Annotated in this window: 17 protein-coding genes; 2 read left to right on the top strand and 15 right to left on the bottom strand. The window is 66.8% G+C overall.

Features of this window, described 5'->3' with window-relative positions; genetic code table 11:
* Positions 1–305: 305 nt before the first annotated feature.
* From rpsQ to rpsJ, 11 genes are all read right to left on the bottom strand, one after another.
* The gene (rpsQ, locus tag MKAN_RS18800) at positions 306–698 is read right to left on the bottom strand and encodes a 30S ribosomal protein S17 (protein ID WP_103797738.1); all 393 of its coding nucleotides are present in this window, start codon (positions 696–698) and stop codon (positions 306–308) included.
* A complete protein-coding gene (gene rpmC / locus MKAN_RS18795; RefSeq protein WP_023370934.1) occupies positions 695–946 on the bottom strand; it encodes a 50S ribosomal protein L29 in 252 nt (83 codons plus the stop codon). The genes rpsQ and rpmC overlap by 4 nt, the downstream gene beginning before the upstream one ends.
* On the bottom strand, positions 946–1,362 hold the full coding sequence (gene rplP, locus MKAN_RS18790; RefSeq protein ID WP_023370932.1) for a 50S ribosomal protein L16: 417 nt from the start codon (positions 1,360–1,362) through the stop codon (positions 946–948). Before rplP ends, rpmC begins: the two co-directional genes overlap by 1 nt.
* Positions 1,363–1,369: 7 nt before the next feature.
* A complete protein-coding gene (gene rpsC, locus MKAN_RS18785) occupies positions 1,370–2,203 on the bottom strand; it encodes a 30S ribosomal protein S3 (protein ID WP_023370930.1) in 834 nt (277 codons plus the stop codon).
* Complete coding sequence (rplV, locus tag MKAN_RS18780) at positions 2,203–2,757, bottom strand: 50S ribosomal protein L22 (protein WP_023370928.1); 555 nt, start codon at positions 2,755–2,757, stop codon at positions 2,203–2,205. The genes rpsC and rplV overlap by 1 nt, the downstream gene beginning before the upstream one ends.
* Complete coding sequence (gene rpsS / locus MKAN_RS18775) at positions 2,754–3,035, bottom strand: 30S ribosomal protein S19 (protein WP_003892827.1); 282 nt, start codon at positions 3,033–3,035, stop codon at positions 2,754–2,756. Before rpsS ends, rplV begins: the two co-directional genes overlap by 4 nt.
* Before the next feature lie 57 nt (positions 3,036–3,092).
* Entirely contained in the window at positions 3,093–3,935 is an 843-nt protein-coding gene (rplB, locus tag MKAN_RS18770; RefSeq protein WP_023370926.1) for a 50S ribosomal protein L2, read from the bottom strand.
* A gap of 82 nt (positions 3,936–4,017) precedes the next feature.
* Complete coding sequence (rplW, locus tag MKAN_RS18765) at positions 4,018–4,320, bottom strand: 50S ribosomal protein L23 (RefSeq protein WP_023370924.1); 303 nt, start codon at positions 4,318–4,320, stop codon at positions 4,018–4,020.
* On the bottom strand, positions 4,320–4,997 hold the full coding sequence (gene rplD / locus MKAN_RS18760) for a 50S ribosomal protein L4 (protein ID WP_023370922.1): 678 nt from the start codon (positions 4,995–4,997) through the stop codon (positions 4,320–4,322). Before rplD ends, rplW begins: the two co-directional genes overlap by 1 nt.
* Complete coding sequence (gene rplC / locus MKAN_RS18755) at positions 4,997–5,650, bottom strand: 50S ribosomal protein L3 (RefSeq protein WP_023370920.1); 654 nt, start codon at positions 5,648–5,650, stop codon at positions 4,997–4,999. The genes rplD and rplC overlap by 1 nt, the downstream gene beginning before the upstream one ends.
* A 16-nt stretch (positions 5,651–5,666) precedes the next feature.
* A complete protein-coding gene (gene rpsJ / locus MKAN_RS18750) occupies positions 5,667–5,972 on the bottom strand; it encodes a 30S ribosomal protein S10 (protein ID WP_003873519.1) in 306 nt (101 codons plus the stop codon).
* A gap of 446 nt (positions 5,973–6,418) precedes the next feature.
* Here rpsJ and MKAN_RS18745 point away from each other — a divergent pair, with 446 nt between their 5' ends.
* Positions 6,419–6,805 carry a hypothetical protein gene (locus MKAN_RS18745; RefSeq protein ID WP_133163482.1) on the top strand — a complete coding sequence of 129 codons (387 nt, stop codon included), beginning with the start codon at positions 6,419–6,421 and terminating at the stop codon, positions 6,803–6,805.
* 44 nt (positions 6,806–6,849) lie between these two features.
* Here the strand turns inward: MKAN_RS18745 and MKAN_RS18740 are convergent, their stop codons facing one another.
* A complete protein-coding gene (locus tag MKAN_RS18740; protein ID WP_230589195.1) occupies positions 6,850–7,407 on the bottom strand; it encodes a TetR/AcrR family transcriptional regulator in 558 nt (185 codons plus the stop codon).
* Positions 7,408–7,595: 188 nt separating this feature from the next.
* On the opposite strand from MKAN_RS18740, the gene MKAN_RS18735 reads away from it, so the two are divergent.
* The gene (locus MKAN_RS18735; protein WP_023370914.1) at positions 7,596–9,200 is read left to right on the top strand and encodes an MFS transporter; all 1,605 of its coding nucleotides are present in this window, start codon (positions 7,596–7,598) and stop codon (positions 9,198–9,200) included.
* A 3-nt stretch (positions 9,201–9,203) separates the two neighbouring features.
* On the opposite strand, the gene mftG is transcribed toward MKAN_RS18735, so the two are convergent.
* From mftG to mftE, 3 genes are read right to left on the bottom strand one after another with little or no spacing between them, the layout of a single operon-like run.
* Positions 9,204–10,643 carry a mycofactocin dehydrogenase MftG gene (gene mftG, locus MKAN_RS18730; protein WP_023370912.1) on the bottom strand — a complete coding sequence of 480 codons (1,440 nt, stop codon included), beginning with the start codon at positions 10,641–10,643 and terminating at the stop codon, positions 9,204–9,206.
* A gap of 8 nt (positions 10,644–10,651) precedes the next feature.
* Positions 10,652–12,073, bottom strand: coding sequence for a mycofactocin biosynthesis glycosyltransferase MftF (gene mftF, locus MKAN_RS18725; RefSeq protein ID WP_023370910.1), 1,422 nt, complete (start codon positions 12,071–12,073; stop codon positions 10,652–10,654).
* Positions 12,070–12,819 (bottom strand): mycofactocin biosynthesis peptidyl-dipeptidase MftE, encoded by a 750-nt coding sequence (mftE, locus tag MKAN_RS18720; RefSeq protein ID WP_036395289.1) that lies wholly within the window; start codon positions 12,817–12,819, stop codon positions 12,070–12,072. Before mftE ends, mftF begins: the two co-directional genes overlap by 4 nt.
* Positions 12,820–12,825 lie beyond the last annotated feature (6 nt).

Below are 12,825 nucleotides of genomic sequence, written 5' to 3'. Positions count from 1 at the left end.
TCCACTCCAGGGGCGCCGGCGGCTCGATTTCGCGAGAGGCGGCGGCAGTGGCTGTCGCGCCGTGATCGGGCCGCCGCACCGAACGCCCGTTCGACGTAGCCCGCTTCGGATCCGCCTCGAATTCACCCGGCAATCAGTGCCGGTCCACTCCGGGACGTCGCACCCGATGCAGTCGACCAGTTGGCAAGTCGGCCGCGGTGTCGGGCGATTCGCCTCACCACGCGCAACTGTGATGTCCACGAAAAAGCGCCGGGTCAGGCGATGAAGATCGTCTGACCCGGCGCTCAGCAAATCACTTTCGGTCGTTACTTGGCCTTCTCGAGAATCTCGACGAGCCGCCAGCGTTTGGTCGCCGACAACGGACGCGTCTCCATCAGCGAAACTCGGTCGCCGATACCGGCGATGCTGTTCTCGTCGTGCGCCTTGACCTTCTTCGTGGTGCGAATGATCTTGCCGTACAACGGGTGCCGCACGCGGTCTTCCAGCTCGACCACGATGGTCTTCTGCATCTTGTCGCTCACCACGTAGCCGATGCGTGTCTTGCGACGGCCACGCGGCTTGGGAACGCTCGGAGTGTTCTTGGGGCCCTTCGCTTTCGAGGGGACATCCTTGGGTGCGGCCTCTTTGGACGCTGCCTTGCGTGGGGCTTTGGCCGCCGCGGGTGCCGCCTTTGCGCCAGTCTTAGCCTCTGCCATCACGATTCCTTACCTTCGGGACCTTCGGGACCATCGGGACCGGAAGCCAGACCCAGTTCTCGTTCGCGCAGCACTGTATAGACGCGTGCGATTTCCCGCCGCACCGTGCGGAGCCGGCGGATGTTGTTGAGCTGGCCGGTCGCCATCTGGAAGCGCAGGTTGAACAACTCTCCCTTGGCCTCGCGCAGCCGCTCCGTCAGTTCCTCGTCGGTGAGCTCACGCAGTTCGCCAGGGGAAATTCCCACTGCCATCAGAACTGTTCCTCTCGCGTGATGATGCGTGCCTTGATCGGCAACTTGTGGATCGCACGGGTCAGCGCGGCCCGAGCGATCGCTTCATTGGGGTAGCTGAGCTCGAACAGCACCCGGCCCGGCTTGACGTTGGCCACCCACCACTCGGGGGAGCCCTTGCCCGAACCCATGCGGGTCTCGGCGGGCTTCTTGGTCAACGGGCGGTCCGGAAAGATGTTGATCCAGACCTTGCCGCCACGCTTGATGTGCCTGTTGATGGCGATACGGGCCGACTCGATCTGCCGGTTGGTGACATAGGCGTGCTCGAGGGCCTGGATCCCGTAGTCGCCGAAATTCACTGTCGTTCCACCGCTGGCGATGCCGCGCTGGCGGGGATGATGCTGCTTGCGGTGCTTGACCTTGCGGGGAATCAGCATGATTCATTCACTCCGTACTCTGCGCTTCAACGGCCGGCGCGGCCTCGTTGCCGACCGCTGCGGTGCCCTCTTCGCCGCCCGCGGCGCGGCCCGCGTCGGTGCCCGTAGCCGTCGTGCCTGATGCACCGCTGCGGCGCGGACGGGTGCCCGCCGGCCGTTCGCGGCGCGGCCGTTCGGGGCCCGCGGGGACCGCGGCGGCCAATTCGCGCTTGCCGCCGACGATGTCGCCCTTGTAAATCCACACCTTCACGCCGATCCGGCCGAAGGTGGTCTTGGCCTCGTACAGGCCGTAGTCGATGTCCGCGCGCAAGGTGTGCAGGGGAACCCGGCCTTCGCGGTAGAACTCCGAGCGGCTCATCTCGGCCCCGCCAAGACGGCCCGAGCACTGAACCCTGATCCCCTTGACGTTGGGCTGACGCATCGCCGACTGGATGGCCTTGCGCATCGCGCGGCGGAACGCCACCCGGTTGCTCAACTGTTCGGCAACGCCCTGGGCCACCAATTGAGCTTGCGACTCGGGGTTTTTCACTTCGAGGATGTTGAGCTGAACCTGCTTGCCGGTCAGCTTTTCCAGGTCCGCACGGATGCGGTCCGCCTCGGTGCCCCGGCGGCCGATGACGATCCCCGGGCGCGCGGTGTGAATATCCACCCGCACCCGATCGCGGGTCCGCTCGATCTCCACGTCGGCGATACCCGCGCGCTCCAGGCCGCTCGACAGCAACCGGCGGATCGCGACGTCCTCCTTGACGTACTCGGCGTACTGCTTGTCGGCGTACCAGCGCGACTTCCAGTCGGTGGTGATGCCCAGCCGGAAGCCGTGCGGATTGATCTTCTGGCCCACTAGTCTGAGCCTCCCTTCGCTTCAGAAGTCTCAGATGTCTTTGCGGGTGACTTCTTGGCGGGCGCCTTGGTCGCCGCCTTCTTGGCAGGCGCCTTGCTCGCCGCCTTCTTAGCCCCCGAACCGGGACCCGCCTTTGCGGCGGCCTTGCTGCCCTCGGCCCGGCGCGCCCTCGACGACTTCGAAGACCGCTCGTCCTTGGCCGGCCGACTCTCCACCACCACGGTGATGTGGCTGGTGCGCCGGCGAATTCGGAACGCACGACCCTGGGCACGCGGACGGATGCGTTTGGCGGTCGGACCCTCGTCGGCGTAGACCGTGGCGACCACCAACGTCGTCGGGTCCAGGCCGTTGTTGTTCTGCGCGTTGGCGGCGGCACTGGCGATCACCTTGGCCACCGGCTCACTGGCGGCCTGCGGCGCCCAGCGCAGGATGTCGAGTGCATCCGATACCGAGCGGCCCCGCACCAGGTCGATGACCCGGCGCGCCTTTCTCGGCGATACCCGCACAAACCGTGCCTTGGCGACGGCCGACGGATATTCGGTAGTGGTAGTCATCGCCGCTTACTCTTCCGGTCGTCCTTGATGTGCCCCTTGAAGGTGCGCGTCGGTGCGAATTCACCGAGCTTGTGACCCACCATCGCCTCGGTGACGAACACCGGGACATGCTTGCGCCCGTCGTGCACCGCGAAGGTGTGGCCGATGAAGTCGGGGATGATGGTCGAACGCCGTGACCAGGTCTTGATGACCTGCTTGGTGTTCTTCTCGTTCTGTACGTCGACCTTCTTGAGCAGATGGTCGTCGACGAACGGGCCCTTCTTCAGGCTGCGTGGCATAGTTGGCTACTCCTGAAACTTCCTGGGTCTAATTTGCCCGCGCGCATCGTCGCCAGGCTAGCGGCCATGCTTCTTGCCGGTGCGCCGGCGGCGGACGATGAGTTTGTTACTTTGCTTGTTCGGATGGCGGGTGCGCCCTTCCTTCTTGCCCCAGGGGCTGACCGGGTGACGGCCACCGGAGGTCTTACCCTCGCCACCACCGTGCGGGTGGTCGACGGGGTTCATCACCACGCCACGGACCGACGGGCGCTTGCCCTTCCATCGCATCCGGCCGGCCTTGCCCCAGTTGATGTTCGCTTGTTCGGCGTTGCCCACCTCGCCTACCGTTGCGCGGCAGCGGACGTCGACCCGGCGGATCTCGCCGCTGGGCATGCGCAGCGACGCGTAACTGGCTTCCTTGCCGAGCAACTGGATGCTGGACCCGGCCGAGCGCGCGAGCTTGGCCCCGCCGCCGGGCCGCAACTCCACGGCGTGGACCAAGGTGCCGGCCGGGATGTTGCGCAGCGGCAGGTTGTTACCGGGCTTGATGTCGGCGTTGGGACCCGATTCCACCACGTCGCCCTGCGAAAGCCCGTTGGGCGCAATGATGTAGCGCTTTTCGCCGTCGAGATAGTGCAGCAGTGCGATCCTTGCGGTGCGGTTCGGGTCGTACTCGATGTGCGCGACCTTGGCGTTGACCCCGTCCTTGTCGTTACGACGGAAGTCGATGAGCCGGTAGGCGCGCTTGTGACCGCCGCCCTTGTGGCGCGTGGTGATCCGGCCGTGCGCGTTGCGGCCGCCGTGGCCGTGCAACGGACGCACCAACGACTTCTCCGGCGTGGACCGGGTGATCTCGGCGAAATCCGACACACTGGCGCCGCGGCGGCCCGGCGTCGTCGGCTTGTACTTACGAATTGCCATGTCTAATCAGGTCTTTCTCTCACGCGCGGCTGGCAGTATTGCCCAGCTCCTCCTCATCGCTTCGCTCTGCATGGTCGCCGGGCTACGCCGGTGCTCCGAACAGGTCAATCGGCTTGCTGCCCGGCGCCAAGGTCACGATGGCGCGCTTGGTGTTCTTGCGCCTGCCGTATCCGGTCCGGGTGCGCTTGCGCTTGCCCGGCCGGTTCGCGGTGTTCACCGATGCGACCTTGACCGCAAAGATTTTCTCGATAGCGATCTTGATCTGCGTCTTGTTGGAATCGGGGTGCACCACAAACGTGTAGACGTTGTCGTCGAGCAACCCGTAGGACTTCTCCGAGATCACCGGGGCCAGGATGATGTCGCGGGGGTCGGCGATGGTCGCCATCAGGCCGAAACCTCCTCGGGAGTGTTGGCTCCGGTATTAGCGGTGCTAGCGGATATGTAAGCGTTGAGCGCCGCCACGCTGAAAACCACGTCGTCGGCGCGCAGCACGTCGTAGGTGTTGAGCTGGTCGGGCGACAGGACGTGCACACCGGGCAGATTGCGGACGCTCTTGGCCGCCGTCTCATCGTCGCGCCCGATGACCACCAGCAGCTGCTTGCGGTCGGTCAGCGTGGCCAGAAATGTCTTGGCGCTCTTGGTGGATGGGGTTTGGCCGGCGACCAACTCGGTGACGGCGTGGATGCGCCCGTTGCGCGCCCGGTCCGACAACGCGCCCCGCAACGCGGCGGCGATCATCTTCTTGGGGGTGCGCTGGCTGTAGTCACGGGGCTTGGGACCGTGCACCACGCCGCCGCCGGTGAACTGAGGGGCCCGTGTCGATCCCTGCCGGGCGCGACCGGTGCCCTTCTGCCGGTACGGCTTACGACCACCGCCGCTGACATCGCCGCGCGTCTTCGTCGAGTGCGTGCCCTGGCGGGCCGCCGCACGCTGCGCGGTGACCACCTGATGCATCAGCGCGATATTGGCCGGTACGTCGAACAACTCGGCCGGCAGCTCGATGGAGCCCTCGACCTTGCCGGCCGGCGTCTTGACGTCAATCTTGAGGGTGGTGGCAGCCATTACTTTTCACCTCGCTTGATCGCGCTGCGGACCATCACGAGTCCGCCGGTGCGGCCGGGAACCGCGCCCTTGATCAACAGCACGCCGTTTTCGGCATCGACCTTGTGCACCAACAGGTTCTGCACGGTCACCCGGTCATTGCCCATCCGGCCGGCCATCCGGGTACCCTTGAACACCCGCGCCGGGGTGGCACAACCGCCGATGGAGCCGGGACGCCGGTGCACCGCCTGGGCACCGTGGGCAGCTCCCTGGCCGCGGAAACCGTGCCGCTTCATGGTGCCGGCGAAGCCTTTGCCCTTGGAGGTACCGGTCACGTCCACGTAGCTGCCGTCGGCGAAGATCTCGGCCGTCAGCTCCTGGCCGACCTCGTATTCGGCCACCGCGTCCGGGTCGTCCAGGCGCAGCTCGGCCAGGTGCCTCCGCGGATTGACGCCCGCGGCGGTGTACTGACCGGTCAGCGGCTTGGTGACCTTGCGTGGACTGATTTCGCCGTAGGCCAGCTGTACCGCGCTGTACCCGTCGCGCTCCGGCGTGCGGATCCGGGTAACGACGTTCGGCCCGGCCTTGACCACGGTCACCGGTACGACTCTGTTGTTCTCGTCGAATACCTGCGTCATGCCCAGCTTGGTACCGAGAATGCCCTTGCGTGCCATTGCTCTGCAGACTCTCCTACTGGATATTGACGTCGACACTGGCCGGAAGATCGATGCGCATGAGGGCGTCGACCGTCTTCGGCGTCGGGTCGAGAATGTCGATCAACCGCTTGTGGGTGCGCATCTCGAAGTGCTCCCGCGAGTCCTTGTACTTATGCGGGGAGCGGATGACGCAATACACGTTCTTCTCGGTCGGCAGTGGCACCGGACCCACGACGCTGGCACCCGTACGGACGACGGTCTCGACGATCTTGCGCGCCGAAGCGTCGATAGCCTCATGGTCGTAGGCCTTCAGCCTGATGCGGATCTTCTGTCCCGCCACGCTTCTCCTACCTCACTCCAATACTTCAGGCCCGGGTCCGGACCTGGTGCCACCAGCCCGCCGATCGACCCGGCCGATCCCGGGTCGAACTAGCGTGCGCCGGATACTGCGCCGCTGTTTACCTGTCGTGGTCCACCGACCCCCGCGGTCGGGCGTGTCGCCCGCACGCAGCCTTGTAGGCGGCCGAAATCGGTCGCGCTCCAAGGATGGGGCCGGACGCGCCCGTGTGGGCGCCGGTCGTGTGCCCGGCCAGGGGCAAACCTGGCGCAAGGCAACCTGAACAGTATGCCCCAGATCACCGCTTCGGCCAAATCCCGGGTCGTCGACATCGGTAGGCCGACCCCGGTGTGCGCCGGGTAGTCAAGCGTCATCGCTTGCAGCGACCCTACCAGGGCTTTTGGCTAGATCCGCCCGGACGCTGGCGGCTACGCGTAGGCTCCCATCCCGTGATCGGGCCTGATTCGGGGGAACCTGACGCCGCGCAACCCATGGTCGACTGGATCAACGGTGCCCCGCCGGCCGAGCTGGCCGCCGAATTGATGGCGGCCTTCGACCCGAAAATGTCCGGGAGTACTCCGGCCCTGGCGTTGTCGGAGTTCAGCGACTGGATGTTCCGGGGCTTCCCACGGCGCAGCGGCCTCATTGTGCCGGCAAGACCGGTGCTCGAGCCGATGCTGGAAGCCGTTCAGCTGTTGGAGCATTCCGAACTGATATGCGTGCGCTGGATCATCAACAACGAGTTCCGGTGGAGCGCTACCCGCCTGGGCTTGGCCACACTGGCCGAAGGCAAGGCCGCGGTCAGGCAGCGGATCAAGGATCGGACCTGCCGGTAGCACAGCTCAAATCCGTTGAGCGGGATGCAGATTCGTCAATTGACTCATGCCGATTCAATGTTGGTGGCAGCCACCGCTCCATCCCGCCGGCGCTGGACGTACAGAAAGCCGTCGACTGCTGCCCGCGCGCATTCCCGATAGTCGAAATCCGGCAGGGTGCTCAACCGCCCCAGCACCAGTGGACCGATCAGCAGGGCGATCGCGCGGGACCGGTCGATCTCGCCCAATTCGGCCGCCTCCGGGCTGTCGAAAATCGCGTCGAATGGCGCCGCATACTGCTGAGCGATGCGTTCGCGCAAGGTGGCAAGCGCAGCGCTGTCACCGCTATGGGCGTGCCGCGCTTCCGGCAATTGTTCAAGATCACCGCCCAGCGCGACCCAGGCCATCGCGGTCAGCATGCCCGGTGCTTCGGCAATCAGCTCGGCCTGGGCCTGTAACAACGCGATGAGCCGGTCCCGCAGCGAACCTTCCGAAGGCGGCATGGGCGCCGGCGGTATCAGGCTGTTGAACGTCGCGGCCAGCAGGTCATTACCACTGGAGAAGTGGCGGTACAACGTGGCTCTGGCAACGTTGGCGCCACGAGTGACCGCCTCCACCGTCACCGCCTTCGGCCCGCCGGAACGCAGCAGCGCAGCCGCGGCTTCCAGTAACCGAGCCCGAGACCGCTCCGGGCGGGGATCAACGCTACTGCCGGCGATCTGCACTACCTCCGTTTAAGAACGAGACTATCCGTCTATATGCAAGACCGTTAGTCTCGGCAATTACTCGCCGCCGGAAGGAGGCGTGCAGCATGGTGAACACCCTCATCCGGCCTCATCAGCGTACCGACGGGATGCCGTCGGGTACCTCTCATCGCGCTCGAATCTGGACTCTGGCGGTGGCCTGCACGGGCGTGTCGCTCGTCGTAGCGTCGATGGTCGCGTTGAACACGGCACTGGGCGACCTTGCGGTGGCGACCTCGGCGACGCAGTCCCAGCTGACCTGGGTGGTCGACGGTTACACCGTGGCGCTGGCCTGCCTGCTGCTACCGGCCGGGGCCATCGGCGACCGTTACGGCCGGCGTGGCGCGCTGCTGTTCGGTCTGACCGTCTTCTCGGTGGCCTCGGTGGCGCCGGCGATCTTCGACACCCCGCTGCAGATCATCGCGGCCCGAGCGGTGGCCGGCGCCGGAGCGGCGTTCGTGATGCCCGCGACGCTCTCCCTGCTGACCGTTGCCTATCCGAAAGAAGAGCGGATGAAGGCCGTCGGGATCTGGGCCGGGGTGGCCGGCTCGGGAGGGGTGCTGGGCATGTTCGGTTCCGGCATCCTGCTCAGCTTCTGGGATTGGAAGTCGATCTTCTGGGCGCTCGGCGCCGCGGGCGCGTTGGTCTTTGTGCTGACGTGCACGGTCGGGTCGTCACGCGAACCCGATGCGCCGCGAGTCGACTGGCTGGGTGCGGTACTGATCGGCGCCGCCGTCGCGGTGTCGGTATTCGGCATCTTGCAAGCACCCCAGCGTGGGTGGAGCGACGCCGTCGTCGTCGGCGGCCTGGTCGCCGGAGCGGTCCTTGCCGGGGCGTTCGGTGTCGTCGAATTCCGGCGGCGGCAACCGCTTCTCGACGTGCGACTGTTCGCCGATCCCGGGTTTGCCACCGGGGTGGGAGCGATCGTCATGCTGTTCGGGGCGACCTTCGGCTTCTTCTACCTCGGCATGCAATACGTCCAGCAGATCATGGGCTACTCCGCACTTATGACGGCGGTCGCCTTCGGCCCGTTCATGGTGCCCCTGGGCATCTTGTCGGCACTGTCGTTCTGGTACGTCCCGAAACTCGGTCTGCGGCTGGTGCTGCTGGTGGGCATGCTGGTGATGTCGGTCGGCTTCCTGTGCATGCGCGGGCTGTCGGTGGACTCGTCGTATTTCGACCTGGCCTGGCCTGCGTTGATACTCAGCGCTGGCATCGGATTATGCACGGCACCAACGACTTCGGCGATCATGGCGGCGGTTCCCGACGAAAAGCAAGGCGTGGCATCGGCGGTCAACGACACCACCCGGGAAGTGGGCGGAGCGTTGGGAATCGCGGTGGCCGGCTCGATACTGGCCGGACGCTACGCGCAAGAGCTCGCGGCGAGTTTGTCGTCCTTCCCGCCGGCCGTCCGCGACCCGGCGACCGATTCGCTGGCCAAGGCCGTGGAGGTAGCGAACAGGCTTGGGCCCCAGGGAAAGCAGCTTGCCGACGTCAGCAAGGCGGCGTTCCTGACCGCCATGCACGCCTCGACGCTGGTGATGGCCGTGATCGTGGCCGTCGCAGCGGTGCTGATCGGACTGTGGGCGCCCGGCCGGGATGGCCGGCAACTGGGTCCGATCCGCCGGGTCGTCACACCGGCGCCGGCAACGGCGGGACGGCACCGCGCCTGACGCTCAGGCGACGAATTCGGCCGCCCGATGCCCCAGCATCACGATGGTGGCGTGCGGGCCGCGGCTGGTGATCTCCGGCAGGATGGATCCGTCGATCACCCACAGGTTTTGGATGCCGCGCACCCGGCACCGGACGTCGACGACGCCCCGCGGGTCACCGTCGGCCCCCATGGCGGCACTGCCACACAGGTGTTGTGACGTCGACCAGGCCGGCTGACCGACAGCTGTTGTGCCACCTGCTATTTCGTGGGCAAGCTCGGCACCCTGCTGCAGGTCCGCGACGTCGGCCGGCTCGCTGTCGTAGCGATGCTCGATCCGCGGCGGCACGTCGGGATCCGCCGAGATCAGCGTGATCCGACCACGCGCCCGGGGCCGCATAAGTGCCACCCCGATATGCGGCCAATCAGGCTGTCCCGCAGTGTCATTCCCGGTCATCGCAACGAAACCACCGGTATAGGGCCTGATCTCGAGGTCGTCTGCGGTGTGGAGCACCACCTCCAGCACCGGCCGTTCGGGAGCCACGCCCCATGTCGTGGGAAGGACCCATTCCGGGTGGTCGGTGCAACTCATTCCGACCGGCAGCGGCGCCACCACCGGCACGCCGACAGCACGAAGCATCGCCTCGTCACCGACGCCGGACAGCATGAGCAGATGCGCCGACTCAATCGCACCGGCGCACAGAACAATTCGGTCGGCCGTCAGGGTCGTCGGCCCGCATGGGCCGACCGCGTCGACACCGACGGCTCTGGTGCCCGCGAAGCGCAGTCGCAATACCCGGGTTTGCTCCAGCAGTGTCAGGTTTGGCCGCCGCAGCGCGGGCAGCAGATACCCGGCCCCGGCCCCGGTCCGGACACCGTCCACGATGTTCAACGGGACCGCGCCCACCCCCGGGACAGTCGACGGCCCGACGTCGTTGAGGTCATCGATCCAGGGGAACCCGGCGCGCTCCGCGGCGGTGATGAAGCGTTGGGTGATGCCGGTCATTTCACGCGTGCGCCGAATCAGGATGGGACCGGTGCTACCGTGCGCAGGCGTGCTGAAGTCTAGATCTGTCTCGATGGCCCGGAAATGTTCGAGGACGTCCGACCATGCCCAGCCGGGTAGCGCGGCGCGATCGAAATCCTGTGGTAAACCACGGCAGAAATAGCCGCCGTTGATGGCACCGCAACCACCCAGCGTTGCTCCGCGCACGATCGCCAGCCGGCGAATCGGCCGATCGGTGAGCTGGGTCTGGTAACGCCGGACCAGCGGGCTGCCGATACCGATCGGTAGGCGCAATCCATCGGAGGTTTGTGCCAGCAACTCGGGATCGGCCAGTCCGGGCCCCGCCTCGAGGACGGTCACGACACAGCGGGGGTCGCTGGAAAGACGCGCTGCGACAACCGATCCGGCGCTTCCCGCACCGACGATCAACACATCGCTGTGCCCGGTGGCAGCAGTCAAGGCGGCCGTTATGCCCGAATTTGCGGTTTGAGCGCGCCGATATTGCGTTCGCGTACCACGCCGTACCACAGGCCCAGGCCGTAGGCGAGGTCGTCGACGCGCTTGAGTATCACGTAGGTCAGCACGCCGATGGGTTCGCTATCGCCGTCATCGCCATCCCTGGCCTCTTTGCGACGCAGCCAGTCGACCACGCCGTCGACGATCGCCGCGACCAGCACCACCCGCCTGCAGCGCCGAAACAGCAGGGCCGCAATCAAAGTCACCGGCCAGTAATGCCGGCACATAGCCGACGCCAACTGCAGAGCCGCCGACCACAGCCCGCGCGTGGCGACCACCAGCACGTCCCACAGCGTCGTGTCGGCACTGCGCATGGTCCTGGCGATGCGGCGGCCCGTTGCCACCGCGATGACCAGCGATGCCAGCCGGCAGAGGCCGGTGCCCAGGGACATGAGGATCCAGGCCGTCAGTGCCCAGCCGGAGATCACCAGAGGCGCGGTCTTGTCGGGGTGGCGCACAGACAGCGGCGCGGCCGAACCGCCGTAGAAGGCCTTGCGCGCGATCCAGTCGCGTAGCTGTGTGCGATGGTCGTGCGCGACCAGTGCGATCGGCTCGTAACGCAGCCGCGCGCCGCCTTCGATCAGCCGCCAGCACAGGTCGACGTCCTCGCCCGAGTGCAGGGTCTCGTCGAAACCACCCACGTCGCGCAGGGTTGCGGCGCGGCAGATGATCGCGGCGCTCGGTACGTAGGACACGGGGCTGTGCGGTAGCACCGGCGCTTCCCGCAGACCCAGATCCAGCGACGAGCGCACCGCCTCGTAGCGGGCCACCAGGTTTTCGCTTTGCGCCATACCGACGATGCGGGGTGCGACCAGGGCGACGGTGGGATCGCAGAAGTGGCCGAGCAGCGCTTCGAGCCATCCCCGGCGGGGCGCCACGTCGGAATCCAGGAATGCGACGAAGTCGGTGGTGCAGGCGGCCAGACCGGTGTTACGTGCCGCGGCAGGACCCTTGCTTCGCGGGTGATGCAACACCTCGATGTCGCAGTGCGCCCCGGGAAAGTCCTCCAATTCAACCGGGCACGCCGACCCGTCGTCGACCACGATGACGCGCAATCCGCGTAGTGAGGCGACCAGCCGGCGCACACCGGATGTGTTGTCGCGCACCGGTATCACCACGGTGACGTCACGATATGAGGGGCCACTGGCGGGGCGCGGATGTGCCACCGTGGCATCCAGCAGGGTGCGGGCCAGTTGCGCGGTGAGCTCGTCGCGCACCTTGAGCCGGCCGTCGGAAAGCATGTCCTGAGCGGCGGGAGCCAGCCGGAGCAGCCGGGTCGGTGAACCACCGAGCAGGGCCGAGCCGTCGCCGAGCACCCGCACGCGGCGGTCGACCTGCACCGCGAACCCATCCGGCAGTCGGGTCTGGGTCATGCCAGCATCCCGTCGCGTCCGGGCAACCACCGGTCGATGCGCTGCCGGCATTCGTCGACCATCTCCGCGAAGATGCGTCTGCCCGCTGCCGCGGTCGCCGTGGTGGGATCACCCAGCACCCCGGTCGGGCTGACGGCCGCGATTCCGCCGCGGCGCATCGACGGCAGCAGTTCCGGCAGGGGCGCGCCGTTGCCGGCGAGCCACCGGTCGGTCAGCACATCGTCCGGCGAAATATGCAGCAACACCGATGTTTCGGTGTGCCCGGCATGGGCGTCGCCGCCCACAGCGCTGCACGGACACCATGCGGCGTCACGACCCTCGAAGCGCAGCTGGCCGACCGCGCGGCGCAACGCCGCGATATTGCCGCCGTGACCGTTGACGAACACCAGCCGGCCGGCCCAGCAGGTGGCCGACCTGCCGTACTCCACCAGCAGCATGGCCAGGGCGTCGATCCCGATGGAGATGGTCCCGGCAAAGCTCTGATGCTCACCGCTGGCGCCGTAGGCGATCGCGGGAGCCACCAGCCAGTCCGGCCGGGGCATGCCCGCGGCCACCGCCCGGGCGACGGCGGTCGCGATCCGGGTGTCGGTATCCAGCGGCAGGTGCGGTCCGTGTTGTTCGGTGGACCCCAGTGGGACCACGATCGACGGCGAGATGCTTGGTAGCTGGCTCGACGTCGAGTTCCCCAGTTCGCCGCGTACGGGCACTCGCCGATGGTAGGCCGAATTTACCTGCCGTGCACCGATTGTTAC

The sequence above is a fragment of the Mycobacterium kansasii ATCC 12478 genome (genome assembly GCF_000157895.3).
Taxonomy (GTDB): domain Bacteria; phylum Actinomycetota; class Actinomycetes; order Mycobacteriales; family Mycobacteriaceae; genus Mycobacterium; species Mycobacterium kansasii.
This window is presented reverse-complemented; position numbering and strand designations above follow the sequence as displayed.